General features: G+C 66.4%; 25 protein-coding genes. 10 read left to right on the forward strand and 15 right to left on the reverse strand.

The window, feature by feature from the left end; genetic code table 11:
- Positions 1–57: 57 nt before the first annotated feature.
- Both AC1DP3_RS13205 and AC1DP3_RS13210 read right to left on the reverse strand, forming a co-directional pair.
- Positions 58–339 carry a hypothetical protein gene (locus tag AC1DP3_RS13205; RefSeq protein WP_477293977.1) on the reverse strand — a complete coding sequence of 94 codons (282 nt, stop codon included), beginning with the start codon at positions 337–339 and terminating at the stop codon, positions 58–60.
- Between the two features lie 180 nt (positions 340–519).
- Positions 520–942: an Imm26 family immunity protein gene (locus AC1DP3_RS13210; protein WP_477293979.1), complete on the reverse strand. Its 423-nt coding sequence runs from the start codon at positions 940–942 to the stop codon at positions 520–522.
- A 253-nt stretch (positions 943–1,195) separates the two neighbouring features.
- Here AC1DP3_RS13210 and AC1DP3_RS13215 point away from each other — a divergent pair, with 253 nt between their 5' ends.
- Complete coding sequence (locus tag AC1DP3_RS13215) at positions 1,196–2,551, forward strand: alpha-amylase family glycosyl hydrolase (RefSeq protein ID WP_477293981.1); 1,356 nt, start codon at positions 1,196–1,198, stop codon at positions 2,549–2,551.
- A 130-nt stretch (positions 2,552–2,681) separates the two neighbouring features.
- On the opposite strand, the gene AC1DP3_RS13220 is transcribed toward AC1DP3_RS13215, so the two are convergent.
- The 3 genes from AC1DP3_RS13220 to AC1DP3_RS13230 all read right to left on the reverse strand — a co-directional run bounded on the left by AC1DP3_RS13220 (position 2,682) and on the right by AC1DP3_RS13230 (position 5,113).
- Entirely contained in the window at positions 2,682–3,128 is a 447-nt protein-coding gene (locus AC1DP3_RS13220) for a DUF6855 family protein (protein ID WP_477294179.1), read from the reverse strand.
- Positions 3,129–3,251: 123 nt separating this feature from the next.
- Complete coding sequence (locus tag AC1DP3_RS13225) at positions 3,252–3,926, reverse strand: response regulator transcription factor (RefSeq protein ID WP_477293982.1); 675 nt, start codon at positions 3,924–3,926, stop codon at positions 3,252–3,254.
- Entirely contained in the window at positions 3,923–5,113 is a 1,191-nt protein-coding gene (locus AC1DP3_RS13230) for a sensor histidine kinase (protein ID WP_477293984.1), read from the reverse strand. The genes AC1DP3_RS13225 and AC1DP3_RS13230 overlap by 4 nt, the downstream gene beginning before the upstream one ends.
- 153 nt (positions 5,114–5,266) lie before the next feature.
- Between AC1DP3_RS13230 and AC1DP3_RS13235 the strand changes: the two genes are divergently transcribed.
- From AC1DP3_RS13235 to AC1DP3_RS13245, 3 genes are all read left to right on the forward strand, one after another.
- Entirely contained in the window at positions 5,267–5,965 is a 699-nt protein-coding gene (locus AC1DP3_RS13235) for an ABC transporter ATP-binding protein (protein WP_477293985.1), read from the forward strand.
- Positions 5,962–7,266 carry an ABC transporter permease gene (locus tag AC1DP3_RS13240; protein WP_477293987.1) on the forward strand — a complete coding sequence of 435 codons (1,305 nt, stop codon included), beginning with the start codon at positions 5,962–5,964 and terminating at the stop codon, positions 7,264–7,266. The genes AC1DP3_RS13235 and AC1DP3_RS13240 overlap by 4 nt, the downstream gene beginning before the upstream one ends.
- Positions 7,267–7,484: 218 nt before the next feature.
- The gene (locus tag AC1DP3_RS13245; protein ID WP_477293989.1) at positions 7,485–8,210 is read left to right on the forward strand and encodes an AAA family ATPase; all 726 of its coding nucleotides are present in this window, start codon (positions 7,485–7,487) and stop codon (positions 8,208–8,210) included.
- A 66-nt stretch (positions 8,211–8,276) separates the two neighbouring features.
- On the opposite strand, the gene AC1DP3_RS13250 is transcribed toward AC1DP3_RS13245, so the two are convergent.
- The 3 genes from AC1DP3_RS13250 to AC1DP3_RS13260 all read right to left on the reverse strand — a co-directional run bounded on the left by AC1DP3_RS13250 (position 8,277) and on the right by AC1DP3_RS13260 (position 10,421).
- The gene (locus AC1DP3_RS13250) at positions 8,277–9,041 is read right to left on the reverse strand and encodes a hypothetical protein (RefSeq protein ID WP_477293991.1); all 765 of its coding nucleotides are present in this window, start codon (positions 9,039–9,041) and stop codon (positions 8,277–8,279) included.
- 211 nt (positions 9,042–9,252) lie between these two features.
- Positions 9,253–10,143 (reverse strand): aldo/keto reductase, encoded by an 891-nt coding sequence (locus tag AC1DP3_RS13255; protein ID WP_477293993.1) that lies wholly within the window; start codon positions 10,141–10,143, stop codon positions 9,253–9,255.
- Positions 10,140–10,421, reverse strand: a complete 282-nt coding sequence (locus AC1DP3_RS13260) for a hypothetical protein (protein WP_477293995.1) — start codon at positions 10,419–10,421, stop codon at positions 10,140–10,142. Before AC1DP3_RS13260 ends, AC1DP3_RS13255 begins: the two co-directional genes overlap by 4 nt.
- A gap of 317 nt (positions 10,422–10,738) precedes the next feature.
- Between AC1DP3_RS13260 and AC1DP3_RS13265 the strand changes: the two genes are divergently transcribed.
- Together AC1DP3_RS13265 and AC1DP3_RS13270 are read left to right on the forward strand one after the other, a co-directional pair.
- Positions 10,739–11,482 (forward strand): sulfurtransferase, encoded by a 744-nt coding sequence (locus AC1DP3_RS13265; protein WP_477293996.1) that lies wholly within the window; start codon positions 10,739–10,741, stop codon positions 11,480–11,482.
- A gap of 335 nt (positions 11,483–11,817) precedes the next feature.
- Positions 11,818–12,237, forward strand: a complete 420-nt coding sequence (locus tag AC1DP3_RS13270) for a DUF4234 domain-containing protein (RefSeq protein WP_477293997.1) — start codon at positions 11,818–11,820, stop codon at positions 12,235–12,237.
- Between the two features lie 197 nt (positions 12,238–12,434).
- Here the strand turns inward: AC1DP3_RS13270 and AC1DP3_RS13275 are convergent, their stop codons facing one another.
- The 3 genes from AC1DP3_RS13275 to AC1DP3_RS13285 form a co-directional block, all read right to left on the reverse strand.
- A complete protein-coding gene (locus AC1DP3_RS13275) occupies positions 12,435–12,794 on the reverse strand; it encodes a hypothetical protein (RefSeq protein ID WP_477293998.1) in 360 nt (119 codons plus the stop codon).
- 94 nt (positions 12,795–12,888) lie between these two features.
- Positions 12,889–13,440: a DUF937 domain-containing protein gene (locus AC1DP3_RS13280; RefSeq protein ID WP_477294000.1), complete on the reverse strand. Its 552-nt coding sequence runs from the start codon at positions 13,438–13,440 to the stop codon at positions 12,889–12,891.
- Between the two features lie 275 nt (positions 13,441–13,715).
- A complete protein-coding gene (locus AC1DP3_RS13285) occupies positions 13,716–13,937 on the reverse strand; it encodes a hypothetical protein (RefSeq protein WP_477294001.1) in 222 nt (73 codons plus the stop codon).
- Between the two features lie 148 nt (positions 13,938–14,085).
- On the opposite strand from AC1DP3_RS13285, the gene AC1DP3_RS13290 reads away from it, so the two are divergent.
- Both AC1DP3_RS13290 and AC1DP3_RS13295 read left to right on the forward strand, forming a co-directional pair.
- Complete coding sequence (locus AC1DP3_RS13290; RefSeq protein ID WP_477294003.1) at positions 14,086–15,924, forward strand: thiamine pyrophosphate-requiring protein; 1,839 nt, start codon at positions 14,086–14,088, stop codon at positions 15,922–15,924.
- Positions 15,925–16,001: 77 nt separating this feature from the next.
- A complete protein-coding gene (locus tag AC1DP3_RS13295) occupies positions 16,002–16,823 on the forward strand; it encodes an ABC transporter permease (protein WP_477294005.1) in 822 nt (273 codons plus the stop codon).
- Here AC1DP3_RS13295 and AC1DP3_RS13300 read toward each other — a convergent pair.
- Positions 16,784–17,434 carry a histidine phosphatase family protein gene (locus AC1DP3_RS13300; RefSeq protein ID WP_477294007.1) on the reverse strand — a complete coding sequence of 217 codons (651 nt, stop codon included), beginning with the start codon at positions 17,432–17,434 and terminating at the stop codon, positions 16,784–16,786. The two genes, AC1DP3_RS13295 and AC1DP3_RS13300, sit on opposite strands and share 40 nt — an antisense overlap.
- Before the next feature lie 159 nt (positions 17,435–17,593).
- Between AC1DP3_RS13300 and AC1DP3_RS13305 the strand changes: the two genes are divergently transcribed.
- The gene (locus AC1DP3_RS13305) at positions 17,594–17,956 is read left to right on the forward strand and encodes a nuclear transport factor 2 family protein (protein ID WP_477294009.1); all 363 of its coding nucleotides are present in this window, start codon (positions 17,594–17,596) and stop codon (positions 17,954–17,956) included.
- A 61-nt stretch (positions 17,957–18,017) separates the two neighbouring features.
- Here the strand turns inward: AC1DP3_RS13305 and AC1DP3_RS13310 are convergent, their stop codons facing one another.
- From AC1DP3_RS13310 to AC1DP3_RS13320, 3 genes are read right to left on the reverse strand one after another with little or no spacing between them, the layout of a single operon-like run.
- On the reverse strand, positions 18,018–18,770 hold the full coding sequence (locus AC1DP3_RS13310; protein ID WP_477294011.1) for an ABC transporter permease: 753 nt from the start codon (positions 18,768–18,770) through the stop codon (positions 18,018–18,020).
- Positions 18,767–19,486: an ABC transporter ATP-binding protein gene (locus AC1DP3_RS13315; RefSeq protein WP_477294013.1), complete on the reverse strand. Its 720-nt coding sequence runs from the start codon at positions 19,484–19,486 to the stop codon at positions 18,767–18,769. Before AC1DP3_RS13315 ends, AC1DP3_RS13310 begins: the two co-directional genes overlap by 4 nt.
- A complete protein-coding gene (locus tag AC1DP3_RS13320; protein ID WP_477294014.1) occupies positions 19,483–20,037 on the reverse strand; it encodes a TetR/AcrR family transcriptional regulator in 555 nt (184 codons plus the stop codon). Before AC1DP3_RS13320 ends, AC1DP3_RS13315 begins: the two co-directional genes overlap by 4 nt.
- Positions 20,038–20,328: 291 nt before the next feature.
- Here AC1DP3_RS13320 and AC1DP3_RS13325 point away from each other — a divergent pair, with 291 nt between their 5' ends.
- Positions 20,329–20,817: a hypothetical protein gene (locus AC1DP3_RS13325; RefSeq protein ID WP_477294016.1), complete on the forward strand. Its 489-nt coding sequence runs from the start codon at positions 20,329–20,331 to the stop codon at positions 20,815–20,817.
- Positions 20,818–20,940 lie beyond the last annotated feature (123 nt).

Consider the following 20,940-nt stretch of genomic DNA (forward strand, 5'->3'; position numbering starts at 1 on the left):
GGTTTAGATCGAGCCGACTTCCGGACTCAGCGGTTTAGATCGAGCCGACTTCCGGACTCAGCGAATCGTGCCGCGCAGCCCGTCGATCGGGTGCTCATCCCAGACTTCAAAGGGATCGTCGCCGACAGCGGCCATGAGAGCGGGGCGTGCGGCCGTCGCTGCTTCCTCCGAGTCCCAAAGCGCAATGCCCACGAGACGGCCGCTGCCGTCGTCCACGACTCCGGTCCAGTTCAACCCCGGCTGCTCTCGAGCGACGYGGCTGTAACGCTGCATTGAGTCCAGCACCGCTCCCCGGTGTTCGGGCTTCGGTGAATGCACCGAGACGACGGCGTAAGTCATGCCACCAAGGCAAGCACGTCTCATCTGGATGCGGAACCCGCCGAGTCGGCGGTCCGATAGCCAATCCTCGTCCGGCAGTCGGGTGTCGCAGTAAAGGACCGGAGCTGAAGCGTCGGGAATCCGCGCTCGCTCTTKCTTCTGTCGCGTTGGGGACCGCTTCCCAGGTGCCGGAGCATCCAACTACTTGAACCACGGGTTCTCGCCGGTCACAAGCCGGGGCAAGAGGTGCTCCAGAGACCATGCCGCCACTGGCTCTAGATCCGACACTTCGGCCTCGGTAGTGGCCCGCATCTGGCCACGCTCATAAAGTTGCGCCCGACCGGTGATTGGATCTCTCACGAGCTGTGGAGGTGGCCACTCGTCCTCAGCGTCTGCACCTGGATCGAGGCCCACTACTGGCAGGTCGTCGGAGCGCAATGTGTCGTTGTATACGCCGACGACGAATTGGCAGTCGCGATCTCCGATCGGAGGTTCACCCGGATTGTCGGTGGTCTGTCGATAGAACGCCACCGCGCCATCGCGCAAGACGCGCCCGTAGGCATACCGGCCATTTGGCAGCGTGACTTGAATGACTGAGCCAAGTTTGGGGCGACGTGCCTTCACTGCGTCCCGCCGAGTTCATCGAGGAATGAATGTAACCACCATCCTAGGATGGCGTTCCGCGGACTGATCCCATCGATCTTGTCCGGGAGTTGCCTTGTGGGGCGATCCTCTGCGGTGAGGTCCTGTCCCGTTGAGGGACCCCTTCTGAGCACCGGTGCCCCGCACCGGCGAGGCGACCACGAGACCGAACTTCTGAGAGTGTCCGCCCTGGCCCCGAGGGGTAGCCTGTTTGCGACTCGATTCGAGGACTCCCGTGTCACCTGACAGCCATATCGCTCGATCGAACCGTGATCCCGACTGGGTGCGTCACTCGATGTGGTGGCACGTCTACCCGCTGGGCTTCGTCGGCGCCACCATACGGCCGACCGCGCCAGAGACGAACGTGCACCATCGGCTCGACCGGGTCGAGGCATGGCTCGAGCACGTCATCGATCTCGGCCTGAACGGGTTGCTGCTCGGACCGGTCTTCCGCTCGGCGACGCACGGCTACGACACGCTCGACCACTACCGGGTCGATCCTCGCCTCGGTGACGATGCGGACCTGCAGCGGCTCATCGATCACGCGAAAGACCTGGGCGTGCGGGTGATCCTGGATGGCGTGTTCAACCACATCGGGCGTGGACATGAGCTCTTCCGTCTCCTTGAACAGCAGGGGCCCGATGCGGCGACGGCGGACATGTTCCTGATCGACTGGGCGGGATGGAAGCCTGGCGACCGCATCCGCGCCGAGGTCTTCGAGGGTCACGATCAGCTCGTGGCGCTCAACCACGACTCGCCGCTGGTCGAGGACTTCGTCGCCGACATCATGGTGCACTGGCTCGATCGCGGGATCGACGGATGGAGATTGGATGCCGCGTACGCCGTCTCGCCACGTTTCTGGTCGATCGTGCTCGAGCGGGTACRTGCCCGGCATCCGCAGGCGTGGTTCACCGCAGAGGTGATCCACGGCGACAAAGCGCAATTCGTGCGTGCGTCCGGCGTCGACTCCGTCACGCAGTACGAACTCTGGCAGGGAATCTGGCACGGCCTCCTCGAGCGCAACCTCTGGGAGCTGGGGCACGCGATCGAGCGCCACACGACGCTCCTCGACACCTTCGTCCCGAGCACCTTCATCGGCAACCACGACGTCACTCGCATCGCCACCGCAATCGGCGACCCGCGGCATCTGCCCCATGCGCTCGCGACCCTGCTCACGATCGGCGGAACACCGAGCATCTACGCCGGCGACGAGTATGCCTTTCACGCGATCAAGGAAGAGCGCTTCGGCGGTGACGACGCGGTGCGACCCGAATTTCCGCGGCATCCGTTCGTCGATTCMCAACTGGACGCCGACTCGCGCGAGGCGATGCGCCTGACCGGCGAGCTGATCTCGCTCAGGCGACGGATGCCGTGGCTGCATGACGCCCCCACCGAGATCCTGCACCGCGCCAACGAGACGCTCGTATTCCGCACGACCGCCGAAGGCGGCGCGATAACCACCGCACTGCACCTGGGCCACGCACCCGTAGCGGTGCCGGCCGGCGGCGCGACATCGGTCCTCGCCGGCGACGCCCGAATCGCAGGCAGTCGCGTGCATCTCTCACCGCACGGCTGGGCGGTGCTCAGCTAGACGCCGCCGCGTTCTCGAGCCCCGGACCATGTCGCCGGGAAGCGCGTCGTACACGTCGACACCATGCGCTCGAAGGCAAGAAGGCCTGAATCGACCCATCTCCGTACGCTGAGGCGGGCCGGTGGCGGAGCTACGTCGCGGCGAGGGCTCGAACCCGGTTGTTACGTGCGTTGTGCTCGAGTTCGACTAATCCCAGCGCTTCCAGGAGAGGGGGAAGGTACATCCCGAAGCGTCCTCGGTAGCCCTTGCGGGTGCCGTACCAACCGCCCACTGGGTTGGACACGGACCGTCCCCACGCTTCGACGGTGCCTTCGGCGGCGGGCTTCTGTTCATCCGCTGCCCCGAGCGCGACCCAGTCTCCCTGTTCGATCAGCCACTTGTGAAGGTCCTCGATCGCACGGGCCGCGTACGTGAGGCGGGTGCTGCCCACTTGGCAGACAAGCTGGTCCCCATCCCGGTACATCGTGTATTCCGAGGTGCCGGGTGCGGTTCGCAGCACCCACGGGTCCGAAACCGTCCCTGTCCCCACGATTCCTCCCTCAGGTAGCTGCCTGACCTCAGTGTGCCGACCTCCCACGGCGACGGCAAGCTGCCCGGATTCGCGATCGATCTCCCGCGCCAAACCATCGGAGTCACTGGGCGGGTCGTATGCGAGACGGTTGTCACCGATCTTGGGAGCGGCCCCCGCTGAGGGATGGTTTCAGGAGCCCGGGGCAAGCAGCCCGCTCTCGTAGGCGAGGATCACGAGCTGTGCTCGGTCGTGTGCGTGCACCTTCGCCATGACCCGATTCACATGGGTCTTGGCGGTGTGCGGTGAGATGTACAGGTCGTCCGCGATCTCCTGGTTCGACCGCCCACGCGCGACCAGCAAGAGCACCTCGCGTTCGCGATCGGTGAGCAACTCGAGATCGGGAGGGATGCCGCGCGCGGCGGCGTGTGCCGGATCGGCCGGAGTGAGGTACCTCGTGATGAGGCTGCGGGTCGCGACCGGAGAGAGCAGGGCCTCGCCCTCGCTCACGGCTTGCACAGCGTGCACGATCTCGTCGGGCTCGGATCCCTTCCCGATGAACCCGCTCGCGCCGGCGCGCAGCGCCGCCACGATGTACTCGTCCTCCTCGAATGTCGTGAGGATCAGCACTCTTGTCGAGGCGAGCTCCGGGTCGGCGCAGATCGCGGCAGTGGCGGCGATGCCGTCGAGGCGCGGCATCCGGATGTCCATCACGACGACATCCGGATGCAGCCGCGTTGCCGCGGCGATCGCTTCGTTGCCGTCGATTGCCTCTCCCACGACGTCGAGACCGTCAGCGTGGGACAGGATGTCGGACACCGCCTGGCGGATGAGGGGCTGGTCGTCGACCACGAGCACCGTGATCATGCCTGGCCTGCTTTCGTGAAGGGCAGGGTCGCTGCCACCCGCCATCCTCCGGGATGGGGGCCGATCTCGACTACTCCGCGCACGGCGGCCACGCGCTCACGGAGACCGAGGATTCCAAGCCCGGAGCCGCCCGAATCTTCGGCAGCGTCGGCCGGCAGCACGACGGGATTCGTGATGACGACGCGAAGCGCGTCGTCGCCGACATGCAACAGCACGTGAGCCCTCGCCTCGGCGCCATGCTTGAGGGCATTCGTCAAGCTCTCCTGAACCACGCGATACGCGATGAGACCCGTCGTCGCGCCCACGCGGGCGAGATCGCCGTCTGTTCGGACGGTCACCGTCAGCCCCGCCTCGGTGAATCGGCCCACCAGCTCGTCGAGCCTCTCAAGCCCGGGCTGCGGAGAGAGGGCGGGATCGTCGTCATCCGTCCTCAGCACGTCGAGCATGGTGCCGATCTCGCGGAGCACGGTGCGGGCCGCCGTGCGGATCGTGCGCACTGCCTCCTGCGCCGCCTCAGGTCGCGACTCGATCGCCGACGACGCGACGCCCGCATTGAGACTGATCACGGCGATCTCGTGCGCCACCGCGTCATGAAGGTCGCGCGCGATGCGCAGGCGCTCCTCAGACACACGCCGCCGCGCTTCCGACTCGCGCGTCTGCTCGGCACGCTCCGCGCGTTCGGTGATGGCGGTGATGTATTCGCGCGCCGAGCGCGCACCGTCTCCCGCGGCCGCCGCGAACGCCACCGTCACCACCACCGCGAAGGCGCGGAGGTCGAGCAGGCTCGACAGCGACGCGAGCACGTTGATCAGCAGAATGACCCCGATCGTGACGAGCGACGTGATGAACGCAGCCCGACGAGGCGACCGGTTCGCGGCACCGAACATCGCGATCGCGATGGCGAGGATGACCCCAGGCCACAGCGACCCGGTGAACGCCGTCAGTCCGTACAGCGCGACGCACGCCGCCAGCACCGCGATGGGCCACCGCCGGCGCAGGGGAAGGACGACCGCCGGGGCCAGCACCAGTGCGAACGTGAACACGTCGCTCGGGCGGAAGTCAACCTGCGGGAAGGGAAGGAAGGCCGATCCGACGACGAACACGGCGGCCATGACGTCACCGACCCACGCGGGCACGTCCGGATGCCACCCGCGCGGGCTGCTCTGCCGGTCGACGTCGCGTGTCATCTGACCAGTGTGACGGGCGAGGCGGGGCACCGGCATCCACCCCGCGCGGCATGCGGAGTACCGCGATCGCAGTAGTCGAAGTGTCCCCCGCGGGGGGATGCCGCGCTCGACGCGAACAGCGACGCTGGAGGTCCACTCGCAACCAGGAGTCTCATGAATACGCCGATCATCTCTGTCAGGGACGTGCACAAGTCCTATGGCCGGGGCCAGAACCGCTTCGATGCGCTGAAGGGAGTGAGCTTCGACATCCGCGAGGGCGAGAGCATCGCGATCGTCGGCAAGAGCGGCTCGGGCAAGTCCACTCTCATGCACGTGCTCGCCCTGCTCGACGCTCCCTCGTCGGGCACGGTCGAGCTCGAGGGCGTCGACACCTCGACCCTCCGCGGTGGCCGGCTCAACAGCACGCGCAACAAGACGTTCGGGTTCGTCTTCCAGCAGTTCTTCCTGACCGGCAACTCCTCGGTGCTCGAGAACGTGATCCTGCCGCTGAAGATCGCCGGGGTCGGCCGCTCCGAGCGTCGCCGGCGCGGGCATGCCGCGCTCGAGCAGCTCGAGCTCGACGACAAGGCCAAGAACAAGGCTGTGAACCTCTCGGGCGGTCAGAAGCAGCGCACCGTCATTGCGCGCGCACTCGTGAACAACCCGCGCATCATCTTCGCCGACGAGCCGACGGGAAACCTGGACACCGTCACCGGCGCGATCGTGGAAGACATCCTGTTTGCGCTCAACCGCGAGAACGGCATCACCCTGATCGTCGTCACGCACGACGAAGATCTCGCGAACCGCTGCGATCGACGGCTCTTCATCCGCGACGGCCTGCTGGTCGAAGACTCCGGGGCGGTGGCGGCATGAGAACCGTCGACCTGATCAGCTCCGCCGTCTCGAACACCTTCCGCTCCAAGACCCGCACGATCCTGACGATCCTCGCGATCTTCGTGGGCGCGTTCACCCTGACCCTCACGAGTGGCCTCGGCACCGGCATCAACGCGTATATCGACGACACCGTGACCTCGATCGGCGCCGCCGACGTCATGACCGTCACGAAGACCCAGGAGAGCGCGACCGGAGTCGCCGCTGACGGGCCGGTGGAATACGATCCGGATGCCGTTGCCAGCGGCCAGCCCGGCCCTCCCGGATCGACCGTCGTGGCGCTCACCCCCGCCGACCTCGACGAGTTGGCGGGCATCGAGGGCGTCACCGACGTCGTGCCGACGCGCTCGATCTCGGCCGACTACATCCAGGCAGGCGATGGCACCAAGTACGTGATCGGCGTCGGGAGCCTGATCGCCGGGCAGACGATCGCGCTGGAATCGGGCACCGAACCCGACGACAGTGCCACCGCGCCGCAGCTCGTACTGCCCGTCTCGTTCGTGGAGCCCATGGGGCTCGGAGACAGCGAAAGCGCCATCGGGCAGAGCGTGACCATCGCGATCACGGACGCCGAGCGCACGCAGCACCTGGTCGAGGCGACCGTCGTCGGCGTCGCCGAAGAGGGCCTGGCGTCACCGACCGGGGCGAGCCTCGTGCCGAACACGGCGCTGAGCGATCAGCTCTTCGACACCCAGAACATCGGAGTGCCGGCCGACGAGGTGCAGCGCTACGCCCAGGCGAGCGTGTTCTTCGACCCGAACACCACCGACGACGAGATCAGCGCCCTCAAGGACAGACTCGCGGATGCGGGATACACCGGGTCGACCGTCGCCGATCAGCTCGGCATGTTCAAGACCGTGATCGACGGCATCGTGCTCGTGCTGAACGCGTTCGCGATCATCGCCCTGCTCGCGGCGAGCTTCGGCATCGTCAACACACTGTTCATGTCGGTCCAGGAGCGCACGCGCGAGATCGGCCTCATGAAAGCCATGGGCATGGGCAACGGACGCGTCTTCAGCCTGTTCAGCCTCGAGGCGGCCTTCATCGGATTCCTCGGGAGTGCCATCGGCGTGCTGATCGCCATGCTCGCGGGCACGGCCCTGAGCTCGGCGCTCTCGACGACGCTGCTCTCGGACCTGCCGGGCTTGAACCTCATCGCCTTCGACCCGATGTCGATCGTCGTGATCATCGTGGTGGTGATGGCGATCGCGTTCCTCGCGGGAACCCTGCCGGCCGCGCGCGCCGCGCGGGCTGATCCGGTCGAGTCGCTCCGCTACGAATAGCAACGGGGTGCGAGCAGCCGGGAGCGAGGTCGCAGCCTCGCTCCCGGACGGCATTGTGGAGAGCGCGCACGGCTCATCGACAGCGATCTGCATCTCGTGCGGCCAGGCGTTTCCAGGGGTGGGCTGGTCTCTGCGCATCTTGGCCCTCCTCGTCATCAGGCGGACCGTCCTGGCTGGTTCCCGCGGGTGGCTCCGAACGGGACTGCGAAACTGGTCGTGTGCGTCCCTCGCAACCGCCCGTCGTGGCCATCTCCGCGTATGACCACTTTGCCTCCGGGCTTGATGAGTGGCCGGGCGGCATCCCTGCCGTGAGGCAGATCCTTGCTGAGGGACTGCGGCTGACCACCGGGATCACGTTCCTCGTGGGAGAGAACGGTTCGGGCAAGTCGACCATCCTGGAGGGCATTGCGCTCGCGTATGGAATGTCCCCGGAGGGAGGCTCGACCTACGCGCGTCACCAAACCCGAGCCACCGAGTCGCCACTGTCAGAGTGGCTGAGGCTGCAGCGGGGCGCCGGTGCCAGCCGATGGGGATTCTTCCTCCGCGCCGAGACGATGCACTCGTTCTACACCTATCTCGAAGCCAATCCGTCGAACGGACCGGAACCGCGCTTTCATGAGATGAGCCATGGCGAGTCATTCCTCGCGATCCTCGACAGCCGCTTCGACTCGCCCGGGTTCTACTGTCTGGACGAGCCGGAAGCGGCACTGTCGTTCACCTCGACACTCACGCTGATCGCAACGCTGCGCCGGATCGCAGACGAGGGCGGACAGATCCTCTGTGCCACCCACTCACCCGTTCTCGCCGCGACACCAGGCGCCGCCATTTTGGAAGTCGGGTCTTGGGGGATCCGCCCGACGAGCTGGGAAGACCTCGAGCTCGTCCGCCATTGGAAGTCCTACCTCGACTCCCCCGAACGATACCTACGTCATCTGCTCGACTGACGAGCGGTCTCCTGAAGATCTTCTGCGAACGGCAGCCGGGTCGGCGAACGGTCCGCTCAGGGGCCGCTATCGGCCTCGTGTGGAGTTTACGAAGGCGTCGTATTCCTCGTAGCTCTTAGCGACCTGAGCGAAGACTTCGCTGTGGGACGCGAACTCGAATACCTGCTTCCGGTAAGACCTGCGCAGCGGAAGCCCCAGTTGTTCTAGATGCGGGAGGTCGAGAATCGGTGTCAGATCCGGGTCGATGATTCGGGTTCCTGGAAGCTCGAGCCGACGGAGCTCGACGAGCGTGCTGACCCATCGGAGGTCGGGAAGGTCGAAGTGACGATCGGAACCCAGGCTGGCGTTTCCGAGGCAGAGATCCCGGAGCCCGACCGCCGCCCTGAGCACGGTGCCATCCGCCCTGTGCGCTTGCGACACGTACAGTCGCGACAGGACCGGCAACGATATCAATGGCTCCAGCGAGTTGACGCCCGTGGCGCCGCCGAGCGCAACATCCTCGAGCTTCTGCAGGGTCGACAACGCGGACACGTCACGATATGGACCCCATTCCACCGCCAGCTTTCGCAGTCCGCGTTGCCCGGATGTCGCGTCGAGCAGCTCCTGCGGAGTCCGCGACGCAAGATTCAGCTCGACGATGTTCGCGTCGACCGACAGGAACTCCACCCACTCGGCGAGAAGTTGGCGACGTCGAGCAGGACTCGGCTCGCGGTTCTYCAGCTGGGTCGCCAGCACGCGAATCCTGGACCGACCGTCGTACTGGTCCACCCGCCACAACGTTGCCACCGCCGGCTCTGGCGCGGCCCTCGCGTCCCCCRTGCGCCGAAACAATCCCACACGCAGAGTGTATGGGCGGCCTGTTCTCCCTCAGCTGCACGGAGCCCGCACGGGGACGCAGAGTCTTGACCAAGCCCTTGACGACGCGGCGACCCACTGAGGGACGCGAAATCGGCCTGAGACACCAGCGACCGCCCGATAGTTGTCGTAACGACGCCATACGGCGCCACTTTGTTCGCGGCGACTCTCTCAGCCCATCGTCGCGTCAGTCGAAGATCCCGACCGACGCCGACAGCCGCGTCACCTCATCGGCGGCGAGTTCCAGGCTCGCGGCTTTCGCCGAGTCGGTGATCGACTCTGCACGCCGCGCACCCGGGATCGGAATCACGTGCGGGCCGAGCGCCAGTTCCCACGCGAGCACGGCCTGCTGAGGACTGACACCGTGCGCATCGCCCACCTCACGGAAAGCAGAGAACCGGTCGCCGACGCTGCTGGCACCTCCACCGGTGCCGCCGAGGGGACTCCACGGCAAGAACGCGATGTTGTGGTCCGCACAAAACCGCAGCTCGTCGATGCTTCCCGGATGCTTCGGCGAGAACTCATTCTGCACGCTGGCGAGGTTTCCTTCGCCGAGCACATCGAGAGCGATCTGGATCTCTTCCACGCTCGCGTTGGAGATGCCGACTGCACGGACGAGGCCGGCATCGTGCAGGGACTTCAGACCGGCGATGATGTCGGCGTAAACCCGGGTGCGGTCGGGACGATGGTATTGGTAGAGGTCGAGCTGGTCGACGCCCAAGATCTCAAGGGACTTCTTCACGGCTGAGCGCAGATACGACTCAGACCCATTGCGTCCCTTGGCGCCGTCTTCCCCGAGCGTGATGCCGCCCTTGGTGGCGACAAAGATGCTCGACGAGTCGCCGTCCCACGTGCGGATCGCCTCGGCAACGATGCGTTCGTTGTGCCCCATCTCCTCACCGTCGGGAGCGTAGATGTCGGCGGTGTCGATGAGGGTGACATCTGCGTCGAGCGCGGCGCGCACCGTGGCGACGGCATCCTCAAAAGACGGGTACCTCTTGTCGTTGTTCATCGACAAGGGCATGGCGCCCAGCCCTATCGCCGAAACCTGTCGTCCCGCCAATCTGCGCTGCTTCATGCCTTATCCCTCTCGCGCCAGGGGAGGTGCAGGTCTTCAGGGTCGACATCCACGTCACCCACGTCATCGGGACCACCGGTGCCTGGCACCGCGCGAACATCTTCCGTTGCGACATCCGCGTCGATGGTTTCCGGCACGGGGTCGGCCTGCTTGCGCTCGGTCTCGGTTTCGCTTGCAGGGCTGTACGCCATGTCTCGTCGAACCTGTTCGCTCTCGGTCATCGGCTCCGAGTGCACGCCCGCGGTGCCGTTGCCGTGCTCATTCTTGTGTCCGCTCATGCTGTTCCTCCGACTCGCAGATCGGCCACGGTAGCCGCTGGACGACCCGAGCCGGGCAGGGTTGACATGCAAAGATCCGTCCGTCGTACCGGCTCGGAATCTTCCGCGACGAGCGGGTGCACCGGCCTTCGCGCTCGCATCACGAGGAGCAGTGGATTGCCAAAAGCGTTCGCTATGAGAATCATGTCCACGAGCCGATGCTCTGGCTGGCCGCCGACCTCGCGGCCCCATTGGCAGCCTCATCGCCGCGCGGTGATCGTCTCAACTTGGTCACGAGCGAACCGAACGCTCAGGAGCCACCTCGTACGCTTGAGCTCGTGCCCTCGGTCCTGAACATCTCCGCCTACCGATTCGCGGCGATCAGCGACCCCGCGACTCTGCGCCCTGTCCTGAAAGATCGCGCCGAAGCTGCGAACCTCAAGGGCACGATTCTTCTCGCTGAGGAGGGCATCAATCTCTTCCTCGCCGGAGACCCGGACGCCGTGCGCGGCTTCGTCAACGCCCTGCGGGAAGACCCGCGCTTCGCCGCGCTGACGACCAAGGAGAGCTGGTCGGCCGAGCAGCCGTTTCGCAGGATGATCGTCAAGGTCAAGCGCGAGATCATCCGCATGGATCACCCCGCCATCAATCCCGGCGTGGATCGCGCACCCGCTGTCGCGCCCGAGACTCTCCGACGCTGGCTCGATCAAGGTCGCGACGACACGGGTCGCGAAGTCGTCCTGCTCGATACGCGCAACGCGTTCGAGGTCGACTACGGCACGTTCACGGGCGCCCTCGACTGGCGCATCCAGCGATTCACCCAATTCCCGGATGCCGCCGCCGCACGCCGCGCGGATCTCCAGGGCAAGACGGTCGTGAGCTTCTGCACGGGCGGCATCCGCTGCGAGAAAGCGGCCATCTACCTTCGGTCGGAAGGCATCGATGCGTTCCAGCTGGATGGCGGAATCCTCGGATACTTCGAGCAGGTCGGCGGCGATCATTTCACCGGTGACTGCTTCGTGTTCGACGAGCGCGAAGCTCTGACCGCCGATCTGTCCGCCTCGCCGTCGGCTTCGACGTGATCGAATCGCACGTGCGCACGACGGCTGGCGAGCGGCCGTAGGCAGCGACCTCTGCGCGAGCACAGGGCCGCACCACCTACAGAGATTCGCGCTCGCAGTCCCTTCTGTTCAACCTGCAGTAGTCCCCCGCTTCGGCCAGCGCGTGGACCGGCAACCACACCCGGGCTGCGAAATTTCACGCATTGACCAAGCCCTGCGGGCCCGGGACGGAACGTCGCCGTCCCGCATGCCAGATCGCTGCTGTCTTTCTGCGCTCGTAGGCATGTGTCAGGCGGCTCGATAGGTTGATAAATCCCAGGATGACGGCGGGTATACACTCCTCCACGGGCCTCTCGATGACCACATTCGACGCCCTGCGCCGCAAGGTGCGCGTACCGCGTGCACCAACTCTCGCCCTCATCGCTGATCAGAAAGAACGCGATTTGAACCTTAAGCACCGCTCGGCGGCCGCCGTCTTCTGGCTCCCGCTGATCACATTCGGCATCTATTCAATCGTCTGGTGCGCGAAGACGCGCGGCGACATGAACCGCAACGGTGCGAAAGCGATGACCACCTGGTGGCTGCTTGTCCCCTTTGCGTTCTTCTGGTACTTCTGGTCGCTCTCCAAGGCGATCGAGAGCGTGACCGGTGCCAGCAAGGGCGCGAACTACGCGCTTCTGCTCCTCCTGGGGTGGATCGGGCAGACGATCGTTCAAGCACGCATCAACAGTCGCTCTGCAGCCTCTATCGTGCCGGCGACAACGACAGCGGCCTAAGCACCGCACCCAGTCGCTGCGGATTAGGCCGCTCCTGCGACAAGAAGGACGCCCCGCTCGGGCGTCCTTCTTGCGTATCGAGCCAGCGATTGACCAGCCGGAAGCCGCAGTCCCACGTGCTGGAATCCGAAGATCTCTCTCGACAAGCCCACGGTGCTCAGGTGGGCCGGCGATCATCGCCTAGGCGAAGCGAATCCTCAGGCCGTGATGAGGGACGAAAGAGTGCGACTGATCATCTGCGCCTTGTCGTGCGAGGTGCGGAACTCAATCGTTGCACCGGACGTGACGACGGTGACGATCGTGTTCACGGGGCCGTCCTTCTTCGTCTGAACTGACGAGATCTTCGACGCCGGGATCGTTTCCGTCTCCTGCACTTTGAATGAAGGTCGAAGCCAAATGAGGCTGATGAATGCCGTACAGAATGCGAGAACGATCGCAGTGATGTTCACTCCGGTGCCGTGCGGCATCTTCGACCACTCGATGCGGTTCGAGTAGATATGCACGTCGGCATTCTTTCCCGCGATTCGGCTCTTCGTATGGAGGATCAGGTCGCTCATGCGTTCAACCATACCGGTGTGGTCTGACCACAACCTGAACGTGGATTCGGGGGTTCTGATGTATGCGTGCGGTTGGGGCTACTCCGCTGCGTACCTACTTCTTCCCCCCGAAGAGCCCGCCCAGCAGTCCGCCGATGTCGATGCCGGCCGGTCCGCCCCCGCCCGATCCACCGCCCCCGAGCAGTCCACCGATGATGTCCCCGACGCCGCCTCCGCCCCTGGCGGCGCCGGATCCGGCCTGGCCTGTCGCGCCGCCCTGCTTCTTTGCGATCAATCCGAGCACGATGGGCGCCAGGATCGGCAGAAGCTTCCCGAAATCAATGCCCGCCGTCTGAGGCTCCGACGTGAGCTTCTGCGCGACGGCGTGCTGTTGGTCGCCGAAGATGTGCCCGAGGATCTTCTGTCCGTCCGCGGTGTCGACGCGGTCCACATCGACTGGTCCGTCAGCTATCGTGTCCGAGTGCTTGTCGAGGGCCTTCAGGATCGCCTGCGAGCCCTCCGGCGTCTGCGCGTTCCGCTGCAGACCGGTCAGGATGGTCGCGCCGCCCTCTTCGATCGCCTGCCGCGCAACGCTCGGGTCCACCCCGAGCTTCGCTGCGATCTCATCCACCGGCAGTGACTTCAGGATTTCATCGGTTCCGGCCATGATCGTCTCCACACCTCGAGGTCGTTCGTCCCCGCTCGTCGGCCAGGCTAGTGGCCGACAGCGAAACCGAGCCAGGGCTTGCGGTACACGGTCGAGGGTGCTCGGACTCCCGTGCCCACGGGAGCTCTCGTGCTGCTGGCGTTTGCCGGCGTGTTGATCGCTGCGGCTGTCGCCGCACAGAAAGTCGGGCGCACAGCGCGGTCGACGTCGKGTGGTTCCGCTCGATGATCGCGTCGAGATCCCGAGCACGGACGCCCGACGACACCACTCAGGCATCAGATCGAGACGTCGTTCTCGATGTCCTCGGCGAGGTCGTCGATCACTTCGGGGCGAAGGTCCACTCCGGCCTCGTGCAGTCGTTCTTCGAGGACGTGGCTGACATCGTCGTCCACTTGACCGTGCCGGATGTCGTCTCTGACCTCTTCGACGACCTGCTCCACCGCCTCGGTGTCGTCGTCGCTCCCACGAGCATCGTTGTGCTCCCTGTTGATTGCCATGACCCGATGCTCCGCCCGGGAAGCCGGCGCACCGACCCCCTTGACGCCGCCGAGATGCAACTCCGACGGGCTCATGTCAAGACCCCTGTCGCGGCATCCGAAGCGGATCTACCGTGCCGCGAGTGACCGGAAAGGCGAGGAGTGCGACATGAGCGATCAGGACCGTCCGGACAAGCAGACTGAGGGAGAGCCGCCGACCGTTTCCGATGCCATCGTGGCCCGGCTCCTCGACTGGGGCGTCGACAGGATCTATGGCTACAGCGGGGATGGCATCAACCCACTGCTGGATGCGCTGCGCCGCTCTCAGCGCGGTCCCGTGTTCGTGCAGGCCCGCCACGAAGAGAACGCGGCCTTCATGGCGGTCGGCGAGGCCAAGTTCAGCGGCGCCGTCGGAGTCGTGCTGTCGACGCAGGGTCCGGGCGCCATCCACCTGCTGAACGGTCTTTACGATGCCAAGCTCGATCATGTCCCGGTGGTCGCACTCATCGGGCAGCAGCACCGCAGCGTCCTGGGCTCCGGCTATATGCAGGAGGTCGATCTGCGCACCCTGTTCGCGGAGGTCGGCACGTACGTAGCCGAAGCCTCCACCGCCGAGCAGATCCCGATGGTCATCGATGAGGCGTTCCGCAACGCCCGAGGCGGCGGAGGGCCGGCCGTCGTCATCCTGCCTCACGACGTCCAGCAGCTACCCGCGCCCGAGCACCCCCAGGAGCACGGTGTCGTGCTCACTGCGGCGACCTTCGTCTGGCCGGACGTGCGCCCTCGAGAGCAGGATCTGAGAGCCGCGGCCGACCTGCTCAACGCGGCGGCGCGTCCCGCCCTGCTCGTCGGGCGGGGGGTGGAAGGGGCGGGGGATGCCGTCATCCAGGTGGCCGAGAAGCTCGGCGCGGGGATCACGACGAGTCTCCTCGGCAAGCCCTACATCGACGAGCGGCATCCGCCTGCAGCCGGAACGATGGGCCACCTCGGTACCACCGCCAGCGCCGCGGTCCTCGCCGAATGCGACGCCCTGCTCATCGTCGGCTCCAACGACCCCTGGACCGAGTACTACCCAGCTCCTGGACAGGCCCGGGCGGTGCAGATCGACATCGATCCTCGGCGGATCGGCGACAGGTATCCGGTGGAGGTGGGGATTGCGTCGGATGCCGGTGCCGCCCTTCGAGCGCTCCTTCCCCTGCTCTCGCCGTCCGACGACGGCCAATGGCGGGCACGAGTTGAAGCGCAGGTGGGGCGATGGCACGACGTGCAGGGCGCCCGCGCGCGGGTCTCGGCCGAGCCGCTCAATCCCGAGGCGGTGGTGGCGGCGCTCGTCGGAAAGCTGCCTGAGGGGTCGGCGATCGCGCTGGATGTGGGCAGCGTCGTGTACTGGTACGCCCGGCAGCTGATCCTGCCGGCCGGGGCGTCCGCTCACGTCTCGGGCACGCTCGCCAGCATGGGATGCGGTGTGCCGTACGGCTTCGCGGCGAAATGCAGCGATCCGTCGCGACCTGTGCTGGTGCTCGCGGGAGACGGCGGGATGCAGATGACGGGCCTCAGCGAGCTCATCACTGTGGCATCCCAGTGGCAGGGCTGGGATGATCCCCGCTTCGTCGTCGCGGTCCTCGACAACGGCGAGCTCTCCGAGGTGAGCTGGGAGCAGCGCGAGATGGAGGGCGCGCCGCGCTACCCGGCGAGCCAGGACCTCCCGCCGATCGACTATGCCGGCTACGCGAAGCTGCTGGGTCTCGCCGGAGAGGTCGTCGACCAGCCCGACCACCTCGCCGGCGCGTGGGAGCGGGCGTTCAGCGCCGACCGGCCGTACGTGCTGCAGTTCCGGACCGATCCGGCCATCCCGCTCCTGCCCCCGCTGGCATCGGGAAAGCAGGACGCCGATGGCATGCGGGACGCGCTCACACGTGAACGGTCGAGCGGGAACGGTCTCGCCGCACGCGCCATGCGACTGATCGACGAGTATGTGCGTATCGAAGAGGACACACTGCTGCCGTGAGTCGGCTCGGGGCGGGTGGGGCGCGCTTGCCCGCCTCGTCGGACGGCTTGCCCTGCGCGTCGCCTATCGTCGGCATCATGGATGCTCTGCCGCCATGGATGTCGACAGCGATCGCCGTCGTCGTGCTGGCGGCGATCGCCACCGCTGCTCTCACGGCGATGCGCGTTCCGGCGCCCTGGGCCGGAGTGTGGGCACTGGGGCGCGCAGCCGTTCAGCTGACCCTCCTGAGCTTCGTGCTCGCCGGCATCATCCAGGACCCGCTGCTTGTCGCGTTGGGGCTGCTGGTGATGCTGGTCGCCGCCATCTGGACCGCTGCGCGCCGCGCCCGGATGTCCTGGCGTGGCGTCCCGCCGCTGGCGCTGGCGATGACGATCGGCCCGCTTGCTGTGATGGCCGTCGCATTCGCCAGTGGCGCACTCGAGCTCTCGCCCCGCTACGCGTTGGCGATCGGCGGCATCATCATCGGCAACACGATGACGGTGGCGATCCTCACCCAGCGGATCTACCAAGGCGCTCTCCACGACCACTGGGGCGAAGTGGAGGGCTGGCTCGCATTGGGCGCTACTCCGTGGCAGTCCGCACGGAACCTCGCCCGCGGGGCGATTCGCACCGCGCTCCTGCCCGGGATCGACCAGACACGGACGACGGGGATCGTGGTACTGCCGGGTGCGTTCGTAGGCGCCATCTTCGCCGGCGCCTCACCCTTTGAGGCGGGGCGCTTTCAGCTGGTGGTGCTCGCCGGGATCCTCGCCGCCGGCGCACTGACCTCTACGACTCTGCTGCGTATGACGGGCGGCGTCGTGCAGCAACCAGCCGACATCAACACGCCGATCCGCTCCGCCAAGCGCCGACGCAGCACTCACGATTCTGAGGGCACCAGGGGCAACTCGAGTCCGTAGTTCCACGACAGGATCGCCGGCTGCTCGCGGTAGAAGCTCAGCACCGAGACTGATCCTGCGTCGAGGGTGATCTGGGCCCCGAATCGTGGGGCCAACCGCAGGTAGACGGCGGTAAGCACCCGCAGGAAGTGCCCGTGCGCCACGAGGGCGACATCTCCCTCGGTCATCGCAGGCAGCACCCGCGTGAGCACGCGCGAGGCGCGTGCAGCGACCTCCTCGACCGTCTCACCCGGCGTCAGCCCGCGAATGACTCCGTGCGTGAACGCGCTCCAGTTGTAGCCGAGCTCGCTCCGGATGTCGCGCGTCGTGCGTCCCTCGTACCCGCCGTAGTCCCACTCGACGAGGAGGGGGTCGACGTGGGCAGGAAGTCCCGCGAGCTCAGCGGTCCGTCGTGCACGCTGCAACGGGGAAGTCAGGACGAGGGAGAAATCGTAGCCGGCGACCAACTTGCCGGCACCCCGGGCAAGATCCTCTCCTCGGGCAGTGAGCGGAATGTCGGTGAGTCCGGTGTGCCGCCCACTCTTGGACCACTCCGTCTCCCCATGGCGCAGGAGAACCAGCTTGCCCGACGGGTTGTCGGGAGCTGGACGGTCGGGCAATGAATCGTTCATCGGCACACCCCACCGTAGTGTCGATGCGGCGTAGCTTCGCTGGAGCGCCTCGGCAACGGCTCGGGACGCGATCCCCGGAGCCAAGCCCTCACGGAATAGTCCGTCGGCACCCCGGCGTTGAAACGGCAAACCCGATCCTTCACATCGATGGGACAAGCGATGACCAGCGTCTCGGAGCTTCTTGCGGCCAACCTTCACGACGTGTTCGGCAACCGAGATCCCGTGACCAGACGCGCGGCCATCGAGAGGGTCTACTCGGAGGACGTCGTCTTCACCGATCCCGAAGGCGCCGTTCACGGACGAGCAGCCCTGGAGGACAAAGCGGCGGCACTCCTCGCCGAGGCGCCGAGCGATTTCGTGTTCGTGGATGACGGGCCACGCTATGCCGCGGACGACGTCGGCGCGCTCGGCTGGGCATTCGGTCCGGCAGGTGCTCCCGTCGCCCGGGGAATCGACATCATCACCGTCGCCGACGGGACGATCACGAGCCTTCGCACCTTCTTCATCGACCCGACCAGCTAGGCAGTGCGCTGCCGACGAGCAGCCCGCGCTCATCCCTCCGTTGCGACGGGGTGGCGGCCTGTCACCGGTCGAGCTGCATCGTCCGCCAGGATGCCGCGGTCAGCAGCACGAAGACCCCGACGTAGGGAAGCACCAGCAGCAGCTGTCCGGGGGTAGCGGCCTCTCCGGAAGAGATGGCCCACAGCGCTGGGGAGGCGAGCGGGAACCACGCTCCCGCACCCGCGAGCACAGAGACCTGAGCGATGACGACGAGGCCGATGGCGGTGCTCACGCCCGCGAGCACGGAGCGGCCGAGCGTCGCCGCCCATGCGATGGGTGCCGCGACGGCTGCGGTCATCGCGCCCAGTCCGACCTGGCGCGCCAGCGCCGGCCATGCGTCGTCTGACGGGAGCCCGAGACCCGCCGCGACACCGAGCAGGAGCAGCGCACCGGCGAGCGCGATGCTCATGACTACGGCCCAACCCCCGTACACGACCAGCTTCGCCAGAGAGATCGTCGAACGCCGGACGGGGAGACCGAAGAGCCCGGTGATGGTGCCGTCACCGAACTCACGTCCGAACATCCATGACAGGACGACGCCGAACCCGAGCAGACCGCCCGCCGATGTGATCTGGGCGGCGGCGAGCAAGAAGCCCGTCCAATCGCGGGCGGCCGCGGGGCCGAGCTTCGCGATCAGCTGCGGGTCACCCGAGGCCGCGGCGAGCAGCATGGCGGCGCTGAGCGAGGCGATGCCGGCGACGATCGCAATCGACCCGACCCTCCCCACGGTGGAACCGGCCAGCCTGAGCATCTCTGCCCAGATCGCCGGCTTCATGGCCGCACTCCTTCATCGTCGATGCGCACGGCCTCGAAGAACGCCCGCTCGATCTCGCTCGTCGCCGGGTCGAGATCCCCGATCAGCCGACCGGCGTTCATGACGACGATCCGGTCGGCGATCCTGGCGACTTCGTCGAGGTGATGGCTGCTCACCAGAACGGCCGCGCCTTCTCCCGCCCGGCGCACCAGGCTCTCGCGCAGGCGGATGACGCCCGCGGGGTCGAGCGCATTGGTCGGCTCGTCAAGCACGATGACGCGCGGGTCATGCTGGAGGGCGGCGGCAAGGCCGACGCGCTGCCGATTGCCCAGCGACAGGGATCGGACTCGACGCTCCAGATACGGCTCGAGCGCGAGCTCCGCGACGATCGCGTCGACGGCGGCGTCGGCGGTGCGCACTCCACGCAGCCGCGCACTGAGCTGCAGATTGCGCCGAACCGTGAGCTCGGGATACGCCAGCGGATACTCGACCAGATGGCCAACGGCTGCCCACGCTTCGCTCGAGGCCCGGGCCAGGGACTCGCCTGCGAGGCGAACCTCGCCGCGCTGCGGACGGAGCATGCCGAGCAGCACCCGCATGAGCGTCGACTTACCGGCGCCGTTGAGCCCCACCAGCGCCACGATCTTGCCCGGATGCAGTTCGAGGTCGATGTCGAAGACGCCCGATCCGTTGCGAAAGGCGCGGGTTGCGCCGGCGGCAATCAGCGGCGCGATCACGGTCGACCTCCGGCGAGCACCCGCAGTGCACCCTCGACGGCTGATTCGAGGTGGGACTCCCCGCCGTCTGCCCAGTCCAGAAGGGCCGCGTTCAGCGCCCCGATCGTCGCCGCCGCCGCAATCTTCGCTTCTGCCCCACGAGCGCCGCGGGATCGCAGGGCTCCCGCGATCGCATCGGCCGTCGCTTCGCTGTTGCGCGCCAGCGCGCCGCGCAGGGAAGGTGTGCGCGACACGATCCGCAAGCGATCGCGCACGGCGCTCGCCTCGGGGGGCGGCACGGATTCCCAGGCCTGACGAACGCCGGCGATCGCGGCATGCAGCGGCGAAAGGCTTGCCGGCTGCCCCGCCACTGCCTCCGCGATGAGCGGATCGTACGGGTCATCGATCAGCACCGCAGCCTTGGACGGGAAGTGCCGGAAGAAGGTCATCTCAGTGACCCCCGCCCGCCTGGCGATCGCCGCCGCCGTGGTGACCTCGTACCCCTGCTCGTCGAACAGCTCCAGCGCGGCCCCGATCAGGGCGGCGTGCGTTCTGGATTTCTTGTTGTCCACAGGAGAATGTTAGTCACTAACATTAGCGACGGCAAGAGGAATAGATGGACGCATATTGCTGGCCACCCGACCCGAGATAAGAAAGCAACAACCCTCGCATAGAAAACTCATACAGCTCTGATAGAAACGAGGGATACATCTACTCCGCGTGGGACTTCGGTCGCCAGGGGTATCCAACGATTCCGACTGAGAGAGAACAATATGAAGCCGCTTGTGCGGACGTCCGACAAGGCAGACCGCCCCTCGCTGGCCCGTCGCCGGAGGGTGCGTCTACTTTCCGTCTCTGTCGCAGTGGCCGGGATCCTTCTGACGACCGGATGCGCGCAATCAGCATCCTCGAGCGACTACTCCGATTCCGACTATGACCAGGACACCTCCTCTGTGGAGGCCGAGCCGGCCTTCGCTCAGCCCGAGGCGCCGTGGCCGGCCAACGGACAGGGCGTAGCCGGCAACGGCGGCAACGGCTGCCTCTCCATCTCGGTTCCGGTTGGGAGCGAGGCCTACTACGTCAAGCTCAAGCAAGGCAGCTCAACAGTCTGGGACGTATTCATCACTCCTGGCTCCACGACCGAATTTGCTGTGCCACTCGGCACATACGACCTCACCTACGGAGCGGGTCAGGAGTGGTACGGATGGGATCACGCATTCGGGCCGGGCGGCGCCTACTCTGAGACTTCAGAGACCTTCACGTTCGACGGGGACTCCTGCTGGGAGGTCGAGTTGATCCTGCAGGTCGGTGGAAACCTCAGCACGGACGGGCTGAGCTACGGCGAGTTCTGACACTCAGCGATTCAGCCACTGCGCCACCTGTACACGCGCGGTGCACCTGCTGGCGGTGCAGCTGACCTGTCACCAGAGGTCCACGCTCGGGCGAGCGTCGGTGGCATGAGGCAGGGTGGAGCG

It is taken from the genome of Microbacterium sp. P5_B6 (assembly GCF_056400345.1).